This is a genomic window from Enterobacteriaceae endosymbiont of Donacia tomentosa (assembly GCF_012571135.1).
GTDB lineage: Bacteria > Pseudomonadota > Gammaproteobacteria > Enterobacterales > Enterobacteriaceae.
The window spans coordinates 399,797-418,286 of sequence record NZ_CP046216.1 but is presented as its reverse complement, the minus strand read 5'-3'; the positions used below and the strand labels follow the sequence as shown (position 1 = coordinate 418,286).

Here is an 18,490-nt window from a genome sequence, read left to right as displayed (position 1 = left end):
TAAGATGTATTAAATAAAAAATTCGTAAGAAAATTAATGAAGAAAAAATTAGAAATATTATTTTAAATTTTATTTTTATACGTTTTTTGTTAAAAAAATTATTTCGTATAATTAAAATTTCAAGATTTATTACTTATATCAACCAATATTCTCAAAATAATAATAAAACTTATTTTTTAAATTTACTAAATATAATAAATTTATTTAAAATAATGATTTAAAATATCTTAATTGTTAAAAAAAATACTATTACAAAATTTTATTTAAAAAAATCATATTATTAATTAATTAATATTCATTATTTTTAATAATATAAAAACTATTACTATTTTTAATTTTAAGAAAAATTTGTTAAAAACAAAAAAACAACTATTAACTACTTATGGAAGTTATATTAACTCAAAATATTTAAACTAACTTATTTTATTTTTTTTATATATTAAATTCATATTTTTGAAATAAATATTTCAAGTATTTTACTTGTGGTTTTAAATTTAAATCATTAAAATCAATATGATGAATGTCAATATTCGTTTTAATTTTAGTTAATTTATGAAATAAAAAAACTAAATTTTTATATTTTATTAACTTTTTTTTTATATTTTTAATGCCCTTAATAGTAATATTTTCTATATAATCTATATTTTTATAAATAAATTTTAAGTTACCAAGAGTATTAATTAAAATTTTACCAGTTTTATTTCCTATTCCAGGGATTCCTGGAATGTTATCTACTGGATCACCAATTAATGCTAATAAATCACTAATTAATTCAGGCATCACACCATATCTATTATATATTTCTTTTGATCCTAAAACAGAATAATTATATGGATTTATTATTTTGATATTTTTTGTGACTAATTGAGCAATATCTTTATCTGTACTAAAAATATAAACGAAATAATTTTCTTTTTCAGCTTGAACTGATATAGTTCCAATTATGTCATCTGCTTCTACATTTTTTATATATAGAACAAAATATCCCATTGCCTGTATAATTTTCAACAAAGGTTTAATTTGTATAATTAAATTACCAGGCATGTTTGCTCTTTGTGATTTATAATTATTGAAAATTTTTTTTCTGTAAGAAATTCCTTTAGTATCAAAAACAATTAAAAAATAACTATTTATATTCATACTTACAATTTTTTTTAACATTCTTACAAAACCATATATAGCTCCTGTAGGATGTCCTTTACTATTAACTAAATTAGGTAATGCATAATAAGCACGATATAAATAAAACGATCCATCTATCAATATTATTTTTTTTTTCATATTTCAATACACTAAAATTTATCTTACATTACTAAATTCAATAATTATTTTTTTTGTAAAAGTTTTATTACTAATTGACCATAATTTTTTGGAAAATCTTTTTGATGTTCAACCAATAACCCACTAATATTGATTACATATTTATTATTTACAATAACGTTAGGTACAGACTGTGCATCAACATTGTCAACAAAATCTAATTGTCGTGTGTATGTTGCTTTAGTAAAATAACTATTCCATAATCCATCATACATTTTTGAAGTAATTCCTGTTGCTTTAAGAAAAGCTGCTTTCATAGTATCATAATCATAAATAGTTTTATTTTTTTGTATCCCTTCATAAAAAGGTCCTATTATTTTATCTTCTACATCTAATAATTTTGCAATACTCCAATTATATTCAGCTAAAGTCGATAATTCAGCATTATTACCAACATCTTCTGCATGATATCTTATAATTCTAGCATTTTTTGGTATATGAGTTTTTAAGTATTTACTTTTATTATAAACATCATTATAAAAAGAATAACAATAAGGACATAAAAATGAAAAGATTTCGATTACAACTGGTTTTTTATTATGTTTTTTATTAAGAAATTTTGTAAGATTACCATCTATTATTGCATAATAATCATCAATATAATTATATTTTGGAAATGCTGCACAAATATTAGACGTAGTTATTATACATAACATACTAAAAAACAATATATATTTTTTCATATTCATAATAGTTTAATACTTTTGATTAAAAATTAAAATCCTAATGTTTTTTATTATAAACTAATTAATGACTTTAATAAATTTTTTTTTGATAAAGATTAATATTTTTTATTTAAAATTTTATTTTGTTCTAAAAAATCAAGTAATTTATATATATCATTTGGTAATGGTGAATATAATTTAATTGGTATATTATAAATTGGGTGGATAAATTTTAAATAACAAGCATGTAAAGCCTGTCGTTGGATTATCTGTTTAAAAATTTTATTATAAAAATTATTATTATTCATATTTTTTTTATAAATAGGATCACCGATAATATTATGATTTATATGTAATAAATGTACTCTTATTTGATGTGTTCGCCCCGTTTCCAAGCGAATTCTTAAGTGTGTGTGTTTTTCAAAAATATTTTTCACAAAATATTTTGTTACTGCTTTTTTGCCATCATTACTAATAATCATACGTATATTATTTTTTTTGTATAAACGTTTTATTGGTTGATTAATTATATTGTTTTGACTTATTGTACCATGTACAATAGCTTCATATTCTCTTATTATGTTATGTTTTTTTAGTTCTCTTTTTAAAGAGAAATATACAAACATAGTTTTAGCAATAATCATTAACCCAGTTGTATTTTTATCTAATCTGTGTATAATCCCAGCTCGAGGTAAATCTCTTAAATATGGAAAATAATATAATAAACCATTAAAGACAGTATTTTTTTTATTCTTATTAGTATTTATATCTGGATGAACAACTAAATTAACATCTTTATTAATGACTAATATATATTTGTCTTCATAAATAGTTTTTAAAAGTATATTTTGAGCTTCCCATTTAATTTTTTTATTTAATATTATTATATTAACCTGAACGATATCTCCTAAAAATACTTTTTTTGAGGTATATTTACAATTTTATTATTAATTTTAATATTTTTATTTATAATATAATTTTTAAATTGAGATCTAGAAATTTGCGGAAGTTTTTTGGATAAAAAAATATCTAATCTTATTTTATTAAAAAAATTACAAACTTTTAAAACTAATTTAATTTTTTTCATATATTAATTTCTTTGTTTTAAAATATAATTAAGCATTAAAATAATTATACCTTTAAAAGGATTAAAAATGAAAATATTTGTGACAAAGAAATTTTTTTATATTAATTTATTAATACTCATATTTATGTTTACTATTAATTGTACTAATTACACAAAAGAACAATCAAATTATAATTCCATTTTACAAAAGAAATATTCTAAAGCACAAGCGTTTTTGATAAAGAAAAAATATAAAAAAGCATTATCAAAATTTGAAGATTTTAATAAAAATTATCCATACAATCATTATACTGAAAACACACATGTTAATTTAATATATTTAAATTATAAAAATAAAAAATTTTTAACGTCTTTAGTATTAGCAAATGATTTTATACAAACATATAATGCTTCTCCTTATACAGATTATATTTATTATATAAAAATTATGTCAGAATTATCATTAGATAATAACACATTACAAAATTTGTTAAAAATAAACAAAAATTTTTGTAATCCTTTTTATATTCAATTAGCTATAGATGACATGGAAATATTATTTAAAAATTTTCCTAAAAGTAGGTTTATAAAAATATTAAAACCTAATTCTAATTATATAAAAAAACGTTCAATGAATTTTAAATTAAATATTATAAAATTTTTATTTAAAAACAACATGTATCTACTAACTATAAAAAAAAGCTTAGAATTTATAAAACTTTATTCAAATAAAACCGAAAGTAATTTCGTAAAAGTTATGTTAAAACAAATTATTTATAAAATAAATTTTGATACAGAAACAAATTTTTAATTTCTTTATAAAAGAAACTTAATATTGATAAAATATTAAGTTTCTTTATGTCTTTATTAAGATAATTTAATTATTGTTAATATAACGCAATATTTTATCACATTCTATTTTAGAATATAAAATATGATTTTTAAATAAAATTTTAACTTTATTAAAAATATTAATAATTTCAGCTTTATTGCCTTTTTTAATTAAAGAAAATATGTAATTAATATTATGTAAATATTTTTTTATATTTTTTATATTATTATGGGATGACATAATGATTTCAGTATATAATTTTGAATCTTGTGAAAAAAATTTACCCAATAAAATTAAGTCTATATAATAAATTGGTGTTGAAAACATTAATAATTTTTTTAACTTAATATTTTGCTTTAATAAAAAAAATCCATATACTAATGTAGTAAAATATCTTAATGATTGTATAAAAGCCATATAATTATCATGTTCAATAGAATTTATACATTGTAATTTAACTCCCCATATTTGCATTTGTTTTAAAAACCAATGATAAGATTCTGGATTACGTCCATTACAATATAATATTAATTGTCTTGCTAAAATATTATTTTCAGGACTAAACATAGGATGTAATCCTAAAACAGGCCCTTTATGCTTTTCTAACATTTTTTTCATTGGCATGTTTTTTATTGAAGTTACATCAATTAATATACAATTTTTAGACAAAATGGGTAATTTACTAATTACATCATTAAAAGATGAAATTGGAACACTAATAATTATCATTTCTACATTTAAAAATAAATTATTTATATTATCATTATTTTCCCAATCTCTTTTATCTAAAATATTAACTATATATCCTGACATAATTAACATTTTCCTAAATAAATTACCCATTTTTCCTTTTCCCCCAATAATTAAAATTTTTTTAAAATTTGGGTTTAATTTTTTAAATCCTTTTTCTTTTTCATTTAAATAAGATTCATATATTATACGATTTAATATATCTTCAATAAGATAAGGGGATATACCAATTTTTTGCGCTTCTTTTTTCTTTGATTCTATTAAATATTTTTCTCTTTCTGGTATATAAACAGGTAATCCATAAATATTTTTTACTATTCCTATTTTCTTAACTAAAGCTAAACGTTTAGCTAAAATCTTTAATAACTTTGTATCTAAAAGATCAATTTTATTACGTAATACAACTAATTCTTTTACCATATTATTTTATCGTTATATGTTGTTGTTCTTTTTTTATAAGGAACGTAATGGAAGTATTTTTTTTAATTTATTATGTATTTTATATAAAATTATTTTTGTATTTTCCCAATTTATACATCCATCTGTAATGGATACGCCATATTTAATTTTATTAAGATTATTATTAATATTAATTATTTGATTTCCTTCATTTATATAGCTTTCTATCATTATTCCCACAATAGATTTATTACCATTACTAATTTGTGATATTATGGAATTTATAATTTTAATTTGTTGTTTATAATCTTTATTAGAATTTCCATGGCTACAATCTATCATTATTTTTGACGATAGTTTTGCCTTAGTAATATATTGTTCACATTTTTTCACATCATTTTCATGATAATTAGGTTTTAATCCCCCTCTTAAAATAATATGACAATTTTTATTACCCAATGTTCTTATTATACAAGCTTTCCCTTCCTCATCTAAACTAATGAAACTATGATGTGTTGCTGCTGATTTAATTGCATTGATAGCTGAAATTATATTTCCATCTGTATTATTTTTAAATCCAACAGGTATTCTTAAAGAAGAAGCTATTTCCCTATGTATTTGTGATTCAACAGTACGAGCCCCAATAGCAACCCAACTGATAAGATCAGTAATATAAGGAGTTGTATTAGGATCTAAAATTTCAGTTGCTAATAAAATATCATTTTTAACTAATTTTATTAATAATTGTCGTGCTAAATATAATCCTTTATTTATATTAAAAGAATTATTCATATCTGGATCATTAATTAATCCTTTCCAGCCAATTGTAGTTCTTGGTTTTTCAAAATAAACTCTCATAACAAGATATATACTATTTTTAATTTTGGGTAATATTTGACTAAAAAAATTACTATATTCTATAGCTTCTTCTATATTATGAATTGAGCAAGGACCACAAACAACTAAAATTCTTGGATCTTTGCCTGAAATTATATTACATATAGTTTGACGTGAAATTAAAATTTTATCTTCTAATTTTTTAGAAATAGGTAACTTATTTTTTAATTCTTTTGGAGTTATTAATTTTTCTATATTAGAATTATTTTTTTGCATAATAAACTTAACCTTGAGTAAAATATAAAAAAATATCTATTTAATAATATTAAATATTATTTAATAAATATCAAATAATAATAAAACATTAAAATATGATTTTCATATTTATAGTTAAAATAATTTAAAGTTTATTTATAATAAAACTATTAAAAATAGATACATAAAACATGTTTAATGATGGAAAATTAATTATATGAATAAATTAATAAAAAAAAATAAAATAGAATCTATATCATTACATAAATTTGCAGAATATGCTTATTTAAATTATTCTATTTATGTTATTTCTGATAGAGCTTTACCACATATTGGAGATGGATTAAAACCAGTACAAAGAAGAGTGATATATGCTATGTCTGAGTTAGGATTAAAAGCTTCTTCGAAATTTAAAAAATCAGCTAGAACTATAGGTGATGTAATAGGTAAATATCATCCTCATGGAGATATAGCTTGTTATGAAGCTATGGTATTAATGGCACAACCCTTTTCATATAGATATCCTTTAGTAGAAGGACAGGGGAATTGGGGGTCTCAAGATGATCCTAAATCATTTGCAGCAATGAGATATACTGAATCTCGTTTGTCGAAATATTCTAATCTTTTATTAAATGAATTAGAAGAAGGTACTGTTGAGTTTATTCCAAATTTTGATGGAACATTATTAGAACCTAAAATTTTACCAGCATGCTTACCAAATATTATATTAAATGGATCAACGGGGATAGCCGTAGGGATGTCTACCGATATTCCACCTCATAATATTCAAGAAATTGCGAATGCTATAATAAAATTAATTGATAATCCTAAAAGTACATTAAATGATATTTTAAAAATAGTTCAAGGACCAGACTTCCCTTCAGGAAGTGAAATTATTACTTCTAAAGAAGAAATTTATAAAATTTATAAAAAAGGAAAAGGATCAATTAGATTAAGAGCTGTATGGGAAGTAAAAAATAGATCAATAATAATTAAAGCATTACCTCATCAAATTTCCGGTATACGTATTATTGAACAAATTACTACACAAATAAGAAATAAAAAACTACCTATGATTGATGATATACGAGATGAATCTGATTATGAAAACCCTACTAGGATTGTTATTATTATTAGAAATAGTTTTAATCATTTAAAATTAGAAGAAATAATGTATCATTTATTTTTTATTACTGATTTAGAAAAGAGTTATCGTATTAATTTAAATATGATAGGTTTAGATAATAAACCGACTGTAAAAAATTTAATACAAATATTATCAGAATGGATAGTATTTAGACGTAAAATAGTAAAAAAACGTTTAAATTTTAACTTAAAAAAATTAAATACAAGACTCCATATAATACAAGGATTATTAATAGTTTATTCTAATCTAGAAGAATTTATAAAAATTATTCGTATAAATAAAGATCCTAAAATATTTATTAAACAAAAATTTAATTTTACTGATATACAAATAGAAACTTTATTAAATTTTAAATTACGTTCTATTTCATTAATAGAAGAACAAAATTTAATTTATGAACAAAAGAAATTAAAAAAAGAACATGATAATATTCAAGAAATATTATTTTCAGAAGAAAAAATGAATTTTCTTCTAAAAGAAGAAGTATTATCAGCAGCTAAAATTTATGGAAATAATCGTCGTTCCTTATTTAAAGAACGCACAAAGGCAAAATTATTAAACGAAAATAATTTAATTTTTACAAATGAACCTATTACTATTATCTTATCTAAGATGGGATGGATAAGATCAGTTAAAGGTCATAATATAAATCCGTTAAATTTAAATTATAAATCTGGTGATTCTTTTTTAATGTCTGTACAAGGGAAAAAAAATCAGATTATAGTCATTTTAGATTCTAAAGGACGTAGCTATAGTATTGATTCTATATCTTTACCTTCTAATCGTAGTCAAGGAGAACCTTTAAATGGAAGATTAAATATCTCACAAGGATCTATAATTAAAAGTTTGTTAATGGAATCTAATAATAAAAAAATTATTTTATCTTCTAGTTCTGGTTATGGTTTTATATGTAATTTTAATGATTTAATAGCATGTAATAGAAATGGAAAATTATCAATTCTTTTATCATATAATGCTGAAATTTTACCTCCCTTAGTAATTCAAGATAAAAAAGATCAAATATTAGCTATTTCTGCTTTAGGTAGATTTTTATTATTTTCTACAAATGAAATTCCTAAATTATCTAAAGGGAAAGGAAGTCGACTAATTTTTATTGATAACAAATTTTTTATTGAAAATAAAGATAAATTAAAATGGTTATTCCTTATTAATAAAAATTACTTAATTTATATCAAAATAAATAATAATATTATTAAAATAACATATAAAGAATTAAAAAAATTTCAATCAACTAAAGGAAAAAAAGGATTTTTTTTAAAAAAAGAGATTAATATTGAAGATGTTTTTTTAAAAATTAAAAAATAATTTTATTAAAAAATTTTTCTTTGATATAAATTTAATTTAAATAATATTTTTATATTTTGTTTATTAATAATTAATTTATTAATAAAGAAATTTTTTTCATGATATAATGAAATTTCTGTAGTTTAAGTATTTAGTAAAATAAATTATATTATATAAATAAAATTTCAATTTTTCTTAATTATTTGTTTTTTTAATAAATAAGCATTTATTATTAGATTATTTAATAATATTCAAGTTTGTTTTTTATATTAAAATATTACTAAATTTTTTGTAAATTGCATAATTAATATAAGTGTAATTACATAATATAAATATATTTTTTTATAAAACTATAAATGCATAAATATTCGTCTTTTTGAAATTTTAAGATTTAAGGTAGGTTAGATAATATGAGAATATTGAAATTTGGTGGTACATCATTAAAAAATGCAGAAAAATTTTTATTAGTAACTAATATTATCCATACATATTTAAAAAATGAAGAAATAGCTGTTGTTGTATCTGCACCAGCAACTATAACAAATAATTTAGATTTAATAATAAAGAAATCTATAAAAAAAAAAAATTATCAAAATAATTTAATTTATATAAAAAATTTTTTTTGGAACTTATTAAATGAATTAAAAAAAAAAGTAAAAAATTTGGATTTTATTACTATTAAAAATAAAATAGATAGAATTTTTTCTAAATTAGAAAAATTATTAAATGGAATTGATTTAATTAATAATTGTCCTGATATTATTCAAGCTAAAATTTTATCAAAAGGGGAGCAATTTTCTGTTATCTTAATAAATGCTTTATTAAAAATAAAAAAATATAAAACATATATAATTTCTCCGAAAAAATATTTATTAACATATGATAATAATAATTATTTAGAAGCAACTATAAATATATCATTAACTAAAAAAAAGTTTGAAAATATAAAAAAATTAATTAATATTAATGTAATGATAATGGCAGGTTTTTCTGCAGTTAATGATAAAAAAGAAACAGTTTTATTGGGGCGAAATGGTTCTGATTATTCAGCTGCAGTACTAGCTGTATGTTTAGAAGCTAAATATTGTGAAATTTGGACTGATGTTAATGGCATTTATACTGCTGATCCTAATGTAATTTCTAAAGCACAATTACTAGATTTTATATCTTATAAAGAAGCAATAACTTTATCCTATTTTGGAGCCAAAGTCCTTCATTATAAAACTATATTTCCTATGTTAAAAAATAATATACCATGTATAGTTAAAAATATAAAATATCCTAAAAATCATGGTACTTTAATTAGTAAAAATATTTTAAATAATGAGTTTATAAAAATCAAAGGAATTACTGAACTTAAAAATATATCAATATTATATATTAATGGAGAAAAAAATAAACAAAGTAAAAATATTATGTCAAAAATATTACATTTTATATTTAAGCTAAAAATATCAATATATTTTATAACGCAATCCACAGAGAATTGTAACCTTAGTATTGGTATTTTAAATAATAATGTACAATATTTAAAAAATTTATTAGAAGAAGAATTTTATTTAGAATTAAAACATAATTTAATTAACCCATTTTCATTGGTTGATCAATTATCAATAATATCATTAGTTGGTAATAAAATTAATAATTCTATTAATATAATATCAAAATTTTTAAATATTTTTAATATAACGAAAACTAATATAGTTACTATTTTACAAAATTTTTCTCAAAATTATATTTCTGTTATTATAAACGAAAATCATGCTCATGATGTTATACAAACTGCACACAAAATTTTATTTCATAATATGAAAATATTAGAAATTTTTATTGTTGGAATAGGAGGTGTTGGTAATGCATTTTTACAACAAATACATCAACAAAAATGTTTTTTAGAAAAAAAATCTATTAATATAAAAATTTGTGGTATTATTAGCACTAAATTTTCATTAATTAATTTTTGTGGTATTGATTTAAAAAATTGGAAAACAGAAATAAAAAAACTTTCTTGTAGTTCTTCTACAATAGAAAATTTATTACAAAATATTAAAAAACATAATTTGGTTAATCCTGTTATTATAGATTGTACGTCTTCTAAAAATATTGCAGATCAATATCTAAATTTTTTAAATCATGGACTACATATTATAGCAACTAATAAAAAAGCTAATTCATCTACATCAGAATATTATAATGAAATTAGATTCAAAGCAAAAAAATTGAATCTGAATTTTTTTTATGGAACTAATGTTGGTGCTGGGCTACCGGTTATTAATACTTTACAAAATTTATTAAAGACTGGCAGTAGAATAACTAAATTTGTTGGTATTTTATCCGGTTCTCTTTCTTTTATTTTCGGAAAATTAGAAGAAGGTATTACTTTATCTAAATCTATTAAAATAGCCCAAGATATGGGATTTACAGAACCTGATCCTCGCATTGACCTTTCAGGCATAGATGTGGCTAGAAAACTTCTTATTTTAGCAAGAGAAATTGGTTTTAATTTAGAATTAAGTGATATTAAGATAGAACCTATTATTCCACATCATTTTAATCATAAAATATCAATTGAAAAATTTTTTGATCTTTTACCAGAAATAGATAATGTTTATAAAGAAAAAATAGACAAAATTAATAATGAAAATAAAGTTTTACGTTATATTGGTAGTATTGATGAAAATGGAATTTGTAAAGTAAAACTAAAAAAGATTGATAATAATCATCCCTTTTTTAATATTAAAAATGGAGAAAACGCTTTTGCTTTTTATACTGATTATTATCAACCACAACCTCTTGTACTAAGAGGATATGGAGCCGGAAATAATGTAACTGCAGCAGGAGTATTTACTGATCTTTTACGTATAATTATCTAATAAAATAAGGAATTTAAAATTATGATTAAAATTTATGCTCCTGCTTCTATTGGTAATATTAATGTAGGATTTGATACATTAGGAATATCACTATCCAGAATAGATAAAGGAATTTTAGGAGATTTTGTATCAATATATTCATCAAAAAAATTTATTTTAATAAATAAAGGTTATTTTTTAGATGATTTACCAAAAAAAAGTAATGAAAATATTATATTTCATTGTTGGTTAAAATTTTGTAATAAAATTGGCAAAAAAATTCCTTTAAAAATTATTTTAGAAAAAAATATTCCTGTAGCTTCAGGATTAGGATCCAGTGCATGTTCTATAGTTGCTTTTTTAAAAGCTATAAATTTATTTTGTAATAATCCTTTAAATGATAATGATTTATTACAATTAATGGGTGAATCAGAAGGATTTTTATCTGGAAAAATACATTATGATAACATTGCACCTTGTTTATTAGGTGGAATGAAATTAGTATTAGTAACTGATAAAAATAAATTAATTATTCAAAATATACCATTTTTTAAAAATTGGTTTTGGGTTATTGCATACCCAGGAATTAAATTGTCTACATATTGTTCTCGACAAATATTACCCAATTTATATAAAAAAAGTATTTTTATTAAACAAAATCAATATTTAGCTAGTTTTATTCATGCCTGTCATACTCAGCAAGAAATATTAGCATCTAAACTTATGCAAGATTTTATCGCTGAACCATATAGAAAATCCCTTATACCTGATTTCGAAAAAATTTCTCTTATAGCGAAGAAATTTGGTGCTTTAAATTATGGTATATCAGGATCAGGACCTACTTTATTTTCTATTTTTAATAATTTAAATTTTGCTCAAAATATGGTTAATTGGTTAAAAAAAAATTATTTAAAAAATAATAAGGGATTTGTTTATATTTGTATAATAAATAAAATAGGTACTCAAATTATGGAGACAAAATGAAATTTTATAATCTTAATTATCGGTCAGAAGAAAAAAATTTTAATCAAGTATTAAAAATAGGTTTAGGAATAAACAAAGGTTTGTTTTTTCCTAGTATTTTACCTAAATTAAACAATAGAAATATTGAAGAAATATTAAATCTTAATTTTATAGATAGAAGTTGCTATATTATATCATTGTTTATAAGTGAAAAAGAAATCTTACCAAATATTTTAAAAAAAAAAATTAAACAAGCATTTAATTTTCCTTTAAAATTAGTAATGATTAAAGAAAATGTTGCTTGTTTAGAATTATTTCATGGCCCTACTTTAGCATTTAAAGATTTTGGTATTCGTTTTATGGCAGAAATGCTAAATTTTTTTAATAAGAAAAAAATTGTTATTTTGACAGCTACTTCAGGAGATACAGGAGCTGCTGTTGCACATGCTTTTTATAAAAAAAAAAATATTGAAGTTGTAATTTTATATCCTGATAAAAAAATTTCTTCATTACAAGAAAAGTTATTTTGTACTTTAGGGAAAAATGTAAAAACTATTGCTATTAAAGGAAATTTTGATGATTGTCAAAATTTAATAAAACAAGCTTTTGATGATCAAGATTTAAATAATCAACTATATTTAAATTCTGCAAACTCTATTAATATTAGCAGATTAATCGCCCAAACATGTTATTATTTTGAAGCTTTTGCACAAATACCTTTTGAAAAAAGAAAAAAGAAAATAATAATTTCTGTTCCTAGTGGAAATTTTGGGAATTTAACTGCAGGTTTAATAGCAAAAACACTTGGATTGCCTATATATAAATTTATAGCAGCTACAAATATCAATGATACAGTGCCAAGATATTTAAAAGAAGGTTTTTGGAATCCAAAACAAACTATTGCTACTTTATCAAATGCAATGGATGTTAGTTCTCCTAATAATTGGCCTAGAATTATAGAAATATTTAATAGAAATAATTGGAATTTAAACATGTTAGAATCTTTTTCTATTACAGATGATATAACCACAAAAGCAATAATAAATGTATATAAAAAATATAATTATATTTTAGATCCTCATTCTGCAGTTGGTTATTGTGCACAAAAAAAACAAATTCTTAAAAAAGATACATTTAATATTTTTTTAGGAACAGCTCATCCTTCTAAATTTCAAGATTATATATATAATATTTTACAAAAAAAAATATCTTTACCTAAAATTTTAGTCGAATGTAAAAATAAAAAAAATTTATCTTATAAATTATCTAATAATTTTAATAGTTTTAAAATGTTTTTATTAGAAAATTTTATTAAATAATGTTTATTTAAAATATTATATTTATTTTTTAAGAGCATTAATTATGATAAAAAACAATATAATTTTCAATTATTGGTATTTTATAATATTTCAAATTACTGCTATTATTATTAGCAGCTTTATGATATTAATATCATTTTTTTTAGGAGGTCGTTCATATGGTTTAGATAAACATTTACCTTTTGAGTCAGGTGCTGATTCTTTTGGGGATTCTAAAATAAAAATTCATATTCATTTTTATTTAATAGCAATATTTTTTATTATTTTTGATATAGAATCATTATATTTATACTTATGGTCTGTTTCTATTAAAAGTATACAATCGGCAGGATTTATCGAGGGGGTATTATTTATCTTAAACATTTTAATTAGTTTATTTTATCTATTTAAATTAAAAGCGTTAGATTGGCAATTTATAAAACACACTAATAAAAATAAAATATAGAATAAATATTATGAAATATATTCTTACAAAAATTAGTAGTAATAATCAAAAAAAATATCCTTTAGAAAAAAAGGAATATATTAATAATGATCCTATTAATGAACAAATTAGTAAAAATATTTTTTTAGGAAATTTACAAAAAATTGCACATAAAATTATAAATTGGGGAAGAAAAAATTCTTTATGGCCTTATAATTTTGGTTTATCTTGTTGTTATGTAGAAATGACTACATCATTTACATCTATTAATGATATTTCACGTTTTGGTTCAGAAGTATTAAGAGCTTCTCCAAGGCAAGCAGATTTTATGGTAATAGCTGGAACATGTTTTCTTAAAATGGCTCCCATAATACAAAGATTATATGATCAAATGTTAGAACCTAAGTGGGTAATATCTATGGGGGCATGTGCCAATTCGGGAGGTATGTATGATATATATTCTGTCGTACAAGGAGTAGATAAATTTTTACCTGTAGATATTTATATTCCAGGTTGCCCTCCAAGACCTGAATCGTATATACAAGCTTTATTATTATTACAAAAAAATATTGATAATGAAAGACGTCCCTTATCATGGGTAGTCGGAGATCAAGGAATATATAAAATGAAAATGAAAGCAGCTAGTAAATTTATACATAATAAAAATATTAAATTTAGATCACCTGACAAAATTTAATTTAATTTATTCTTTGTAACAGGATTTATTTATGGATAATCGTTTTTCTTATCTTTTAAAAGAAAAAAAAAAAAATTATAAAAAAAATTTTTCTAAAAAAGATACAGAGCCTATCATAGATGAATTAAAAAATTCTTTTGGTTGTAAAAAATTTGTTATACAAAATTATTGTAATAACAAAATGCCATTAGTTATTTGGATTGAAGAAAAATATTTAATTCAATTTATGAAATATTTATCACAAACTAAAAACCCATATAATATGTTATACGATATGCATGGAGTTGATGAAAGGTTACATTCTCATAAATTTAACTTTAAACATGAAACGGATTTCTCTCTATTTTATCATTTAATTTCTATTAATAGAAATAAAGATATAATTATAAAAATTTCATTAAAAAAAAATTTTTTAAATGTTAAAAGTATAACTGGCATTTTTAAAAATGCTAATTGGTATGAAAGAGAAATATGGGAAATGTTTGGTATTTACTTTATAAATCATCCTTACTTAACTCATATACTTTTACCACATTATTGGAATAAAGGTTTTCCTTTACGCAAAGATTTTCCTTCAAGAGCAACAGAATTAGAACCATATTCTTTAACTAAAAAAAAATATAAAATAGATATAAAAGATACAAAATTTAATCCAAAAGATTGGAATCTTTCTGTAAAAGATAATAAATATGATTATATGTTTCTTAATTTAGGTCCTAATCATCCTTCTGTTCATGGAGCATTCAGGATTATATTAAAATTATTAGGTGAAGAAATTATACAATGTATTCCCGATATAGGATACCATCATAGAGGCGCTGAAAAAATAGCAGAACGACAAACTTGGCACACTTATATCCCATATACGGATAGAATAGAATATTTAGGTGGTTGTATTAATGAAATGCCATATATTCTTGCAATAGAAAAATTAGCAAATATTATTGTTACGGATAGGATTAAAGTAATTAGAGTTATGTTATCTGAATTATTTCGTATTAATAGTCATTTATTATATTTATCTACTTTTATACAAGATGTAGGTGCAATGACACCTATATTTTTAGTATTCACTGACAGACAAAAAATATATGACATAATAGAGGCAATTACAGGCGCTAGAATGCATCCTGCTTGGTTTAGAATAGGAGGTTTAGCACAAGATTTACCTAACGGATGGAATATATTACTAAAAAAATTATTAGATTGGTTACCTAAAAGATTAAAAATATATAAAAAAACCGCTTTACAAAATAGTATTTTAATATCTAGATCTAAAAATATAGCTACATATAATCAGAAAGAAGCTATATCTTGGGGTGTTACTGGGTCTGGACTAAGAGCTACAGGATTAGATTTTGATGTTCGTAAATGGCGTCCCTATTCTGGTTACGAAAATTTTGATTTTGATGTTCCTATAGGGAATAATATTAGTGATTGTTATTCTAGAGTTTTAATAAAATTTGAAGAAATATGGCAAAGTTTACGTATTTTAAAACAATGTTTAAATAATATGCCTGAAGGATCATATAAAGTAGATCATCCTTTAACAACTCCTCCTGTTAGAGAAAGAATGTTAAGAGATATAGAAACATTAATTAATCATTTTATACAAGTTTCTTGGGGCCCATTAATACCAGCTAATGAATCATTTCAAATGATTGAAGCTACAAAAGGAATTAATAGTTACTATTTAATTAGTGATGGTAATACTGTAAGTTATAGAACTAGAATTAGAACTCCGAGTTTTGCTCATTTACAACAAATACCTTCTGTTATTTGTGGTAGTCTAGTTTCAGATTTAATTACTTATTTAGGTAGCATCGATTTTGTTATGTCTGATGTAGATCGTTAATATATAAAACTATGAATAATTCAATTAATAATAAAAAAATTTTTTTAAATCATGAAGAATTAAAAAGTATTAATAATATTTGTGCACAATATGAATGTAATAATGCAGCTATTATAGAAATATTAATATTTTTTCAAAAAAAGTATGGATGGATTTCTGATCCTATTGTAAATATTATTGCTGATATTTTAAAAATACATCCTTCTGAAGTGGATAGTATAGCAACATTTTATAGTCAAATTTTTAGATCACCAGTAGGTAAATATATAATTAAATATTGTGATAGTGTTGTTTGTTATATAACAAAATATGAAAAAATTTTAAACAATATTAAAAAAAGATTAAAAATTAATCCAGGACAAACAACATCAAATCGTTTATTTACTTTATTACCTATATGTTGTTTGGGACTTTGTGAAAAAAGTCCTGTCATTATGATTAATAAAAAAATTTATACTTCGTTAACAAGTAATAGTATAAACACTATATTGGATAGTTATATTAATGAAAATAATAAATCATAATCCAGAAACACATCCTTTAACGTGGCGTATGAATAAAAATACAACTGTCTTTTTGAAAGAATATATAAAAAAAGATGGTTATAAAATTTTAAAAGAAGCATTAATAAATAAAACTCCTCAAGAAATAATTAATATTATAATTGAATCAAAATTAAAAGGTAGAGGTGGAGGAGGTTTTTATACTGGATTAAAATGGAATTTGATATCTTCACAAAATAATAATACTAAAGAAAATCGTTATTTTATATGTAATGCTGATGAGATGGAACCAGGAACTTATAAAGACCGTTTTTTAATAGAACATATTCCACATCAATTAATAGAAGGAATTATTATTAGTGCTTTTGCTATACAAGCAAATAAAGGATATATTTTTTTAAGAGGAGAGTATATACAATGTGCAAAAATTTTAAATACAGTAATAAAAGAAGTTTATAAAATAGGAATATTGGGAAAAAATATATTTAATACTAATTTTAATTTTGATTTGTATCTCCATACAGGAGCAGGAAGATATATATGTGGGGAAGAAACTGCTTTAATAAATTCTTTAGAAGGGAAACGTGCTAATCCACGTTTTAAACCACCTTATCCATCTTCAATTGGTTTATGGGGACAACCAACATGTATTAATAATGTTGAAACTATTTTTAATATTCCTGGTATTATACAATTTGGAGCAAAATGGTATAAGCAATTATCAAATAATTTGTATGATAGTGGTACTAAAATGTTAGGTTTTTCTGGTAACGTAAAAAATCCAGGAGTGTGGGAATTACCTTTTGGTACTCCTGCTTATATTGTTTTAGAAAAATATGCAGGGGGGATGAAAAAGGGATTTAAGTTTAAAGCGTGGTTACCTGGAGGAGCTGGTACTAGTTTTTTAACAAAAGATCATTTAAATTTACCTATGGATTTTGTAAATATTAGTAATGCGGGGAGCAGACTAGGTACCGGAATTGCTATGGCTATTGATCATAATATTAATATGATATCTTTATTAAAGAATTTAGAAATTTTTTTTGCAAGAGAATCTTGTGGTTTTTGTACTCCTTGCAGGGAAGGTTTACCATGGATTGTTGCAATATTAACTAGTTTAGAAAAAAAAAGGGGGTCTATTAAAGATCTTGATCTTTTAAAAGATATAAGTAATCAATTAATAGATGGCAAATCTTTTTGTGCTCATGCTCCTGGAGCTATGGAACCTTTAAGAAGTGCATTAAAATATTTTTTACATGAATTTGAATGTGGAATAAAAAATTAAATAAGATACTCATTTT

The 18,490-nt window shown here is 21.6% G+C and carries 15 protein-coding genes and 1 pseudogene; 10 read left to right on the top strand and 6 right to left on the bottom strand.

Going from position 1 to position 18,490, the window contains the following annotated elements; all coding sequences use genetic code 11:
• Positions 1–432: 432 nt before the first annotated feature.
• The 4 genes from GJT88_RS02015 to GJT88_RS02000 all read right to left on the bottom strand — a co-directional run bounded on the left by GJT88_RS02015 (position 433) and on the right by GJT88_RS02000 (position 3,072).
• Positions 433–1,281 carry a 5'-3' exonuclease gene (locus GJT88_RS02015; protein WP_168895264.1) on the bottom strand — a complete coding sequence of 283 codons (849 nt, stop codon included), beginning with the start codon at positions 1,279–1,281 and terminating at the stop codon, positions 433–435.
• A 44-nt stretch (positions 1,282–1,325) separates the two neighbouring features.
• Positions 1,326–2,009: a thioredoxin domain-containing protein gene (locus GJT88_RS02010; protein ID WP_168895263.1), complete on the bottom strand. Its 684-nt coding sequence runs from the start codon at positions 2,007–2,009 to the stop codon at positions 1,326–1,328.
• Between the two features lie 92 nt (positions 2,010–2,101).
• Positions 2,102–2,866 carry an RluA family pseudouridine synthase gene (locus GJT88_RS02005; RefSeq protein ID WP_343034373.1) on the bottom strand — a complete coding sequence of 255 codons (765 nt, stop codon included), beginning with the start codon at positions 2,864–2,866 and terminating at the stop codon, positions 2,102–2,104.
• A gap of 26 nt (positions 2,867–2,892) precedes the next feature.
• Positions 2,893–3,072 carry a S4 domain-containing protein gene (locus GJT88_RS02000; RefSeq protein ID WP_168895262.1) on the bottom strand — a complete coding sequence of 60 codons (180 nt, stop codon included), beginning with the start codon at positions 3,070–3,072 and terminating at the stop codon, positions 2,893–2,895.
• A gap of 67 nt (positions 3,073–3,139) precedes the next feature.
• On the opposite strand from GJT88_RS02000, the gene bamD reads away from it, so the two are divergent.
• A complete protein-coding gene (gene bamD, locus GJT88_RS01995; protein ID WP_168895261.1) occupies positions 3,140–3,862 on the top strand; it encodes an outer membrane protein assembly factor BamD in 723 nt (240 codons plus the stop codon).
• Positions 3,863–3,928: 66 nt separating this feature from the next.
• Here the strand turns inward: bamD and tyrA are convergent, their stop codons facing one another.
• Together tyrA and GJT88_RS01985 are read right to left on the bottom strand one after the other, a co-directional pair.
• On the bottom strand, positions 3,929–5,053 hold the full coding sequence (gene tyrA / locus GJT88_RS01990; protein WP_168895260.1) for a bifunctional chorismate mutase/prephenate dehydrogenase: 1,125 nt from the start codon (positions 5,051–5,053) through the stop codon (positions 3,929–3,931).
• A gap of 33 nt (positions 5,054–5,086) precedes the next feature.
• Positions 5,087–6,145, bottom strand: coding sequence for a 3-deoxy-7-phosphoheptulonate synthase (locus GJT88_RS01985; protein WP_168895259.1), 1,059 nt, complete (start codon positions 6,143–6,145; stop codon positions 5,087–5,089).
• A 196-nt stretch (positions 6,146–6,341) separates the two neighbouring features.
• Between GJT88_RS01985 and parC the strand changes: the two genes are divergently transcribed.
• From parC to nuoF, 9 genes and pseudogenes are all read left to right on the top strand, one after another.
• Positions 6,342–8,597: a DNA topoisomerase IV subunit A gene (parC, locus tag GJT88_RS01980; protein ID WP_168895258.1), complete on the top strand. Its 2,256-nt coding sequence runs from the start codon at positions 6,342–6,344 to the stop codon at positions 8,595–8,597.
• 389 nt (positions 8,598–8,986) lie between these two features.
• Positions 8,987–11,449 carry a bifunctional aspartate kinase/homoserine dehydrogenase I gene (thrA, locus tag GJT88_RS01975; RefSeq protein WP_168895257.1) on the top strand — a complete coding sequence of 821 codons (2,463 nt, stop codon included), beginning with the start codon at positions 8,987–8,989 and terminating at the stop codon, positions 11,447–11,449.
• Positions 11,450–11,470: 21 nt separating this feature from the next.
• Complete coding sequence (thrB, locus tag GJT88_RS01970) at positions 11,471–12,412, top strand: homoserine kinase (protein WP_168895256.1); 942 nt, start codon at positions 11,471–11,473, stop codon at positions 12,410–12,412.
• Positions 12,409–13,710 (top strand): threonine synthase, encoded by a 1,302-nt coding sequence (gene thrC, locus GJT88_RS01965; protein WP_168895255.1) that lies wholly within the window; start codon positions 12,409–12,411, stop codon positions 13,708–13,710. The genes thrB and thrC overlap by 4 nt, the downstream gene beginning before the upstream one ends.
• Before the next feature lie 43 nt (positions 13,711–13,753).
• On the top strand, positions 13,754–14,155 hold the full coding sequence (gene ndhC / locus GJT88_RS01960; protein WP_168895254.1) for an NADH-quinone oxidoreductase subunit A: 402 nt from the start codon (positions 13,754–13,756) through the stop codon (positions 14,153–14,155).
• 10 nt (positions 14,156–14,165) lie between these two features.
• A complete protein-coding gene (locus GJT88_RS01955) occupies positions 14,166–14,831 on the top strand; it encodes a NuoB/complex I 20 kDa subunit family protein (protein WP_168895253.1) in 666 nt (221 codons plus the stop codon).
• Between the two features lie 31 nt (positions 14,832–14,862).
• Positions 14,863–16,686, top strand: coding sequence for an NADH-quinone oxidoreductase subunit C/D (gene nuoC / locus GJT88_RS01950; protein WP_168895252.1), 1,824 nt, complete (start codon positions 14,863–14,865; stop codon positions 16,684–16,686).
• 11 nt (positions 16,687–16,697) lie between these two features.
• Positions 16,698–17,210: an NADH-quinone oxidoreductase subunit NuoE gene (gene nuoE / locus GJT88_RS01945; protein WP_168895251.1), complete on the top strand. Its 513-nt coding sequence runs from the start codon at positions 16,698–16,700 to the stop codon at positions 17,208–17,210.
• Positions 17,191–18,468 (top strand): annotated as a pseudogene (nuoF, locus tag GJT88_RS01940) (NADH-quinone oxidoreductase subunit NuoF); the annotation flags it as partial. The gene nuoE and the pseudogene nuoF, both read left to right, overlap by 20 nt.
• Positions 18,469–18,490: the final 22 nt, after the last annotated feature.

What these genes read in the sequence shown, in the direction of transcription:
- GJT88_RS02015 (WP_168895264.1), bottom strand. Translation starts at nt 1,281, where the DNA reads ATGAAAAAAAAAATAATATTGATAGATGGATCGTTTTATTTATATCGT.
- GJT88_RS02010 (WP_168895263.1), bottom strand. Translation starts at nt 2,009, where the DNA reads ATGAATATGAAAAAATATATATTGTTTTTTAGTATGTTATGTATAATA.
- GJT88_RS02000 (WP_168895262.1), bottom strand. Translation starts at nt 3,072, where the DNA reads ATGAAAAAAATTAAATTAGTTTTAAAAGTTTGTAATTTTTTTAATAAA.
- bamD (WP_168895261.1), top strand. Translation starts at nt 3,140, where the DNA reads ATGAAAATATTTGTGACAAAGAAATTTTTTTATATTAATTTATTAATA.
- tyrA (WP_168895260.1), bottom strand. Translation starts at nt 5,053, where the DNA reads ATGGTAAAAGAATTAGTTGTATTACGTAATAAAATTGATCTTTTAGAT.
- GJT88_RS01985 (WP_168895259.1), bottom strand. Translation starts at nt 6,145, where the DNA reads ATGCAAAAAAATAATTCTAATATAGAAAAATTAATAACTCCAAAAGAA.
- parC (WP_168895258.1), top strand. Translation starts at nt 6,342, where the DNA reads ATGAATAAATTAATAAAAAAAAATAAAATAGAATCTATATCATTACAT.
- thrA (WP_168895257.1), top strand. Translation starts at nt 8,987, where the DNA reads ATGAGAATATTGAAATTTGGTGGTACATCATTAAAAAATGCAGAAAAA.
- thrB (WP_168895256.1), top strand. Translation starts at nt 11,471, where the DNA reads ATGATTAAAATTTATGCTCCTGCTTCTATTGGTAATATTAATGTAGGA.
- thrC (WP_168895255.1), top strand. Translation starts at nt 12,409, where the DNA reads ATGAAATTTTATAATCTTAATTATCGGTCAGAAGAAAAAAATTTTAAT.
- ndhC (WP_168895254.1), top strand. Translation starts at nt 13,754, where the DNA reads ATGATAAAAAACAATATAATTTTCAATTATTGGTATTTTATAATATTT.
- GJT88_RS01955 (WP_168895253.1), top strand. Translation starts at nt 14,166, where the DNA reads ATGAAATATATTCTTACAAAAATTAGTAGTAATAATCAAAAAAAATAT.
- nuoC (WP_168895252.1), top strand. Translation starts at nt 14,863, where the DNA reads ATGGATAATCGTTTTTCTTATCTTTTAAAAGAAAAAAAAAAAAATTAT.
- nuoE (WP_168895251.1), top strand. Translation starts at nt 16,698, where the DNA reads ATGAATAATTCAATTAATAATAAAAAAATTTTTTTAAATCATGAAGAA.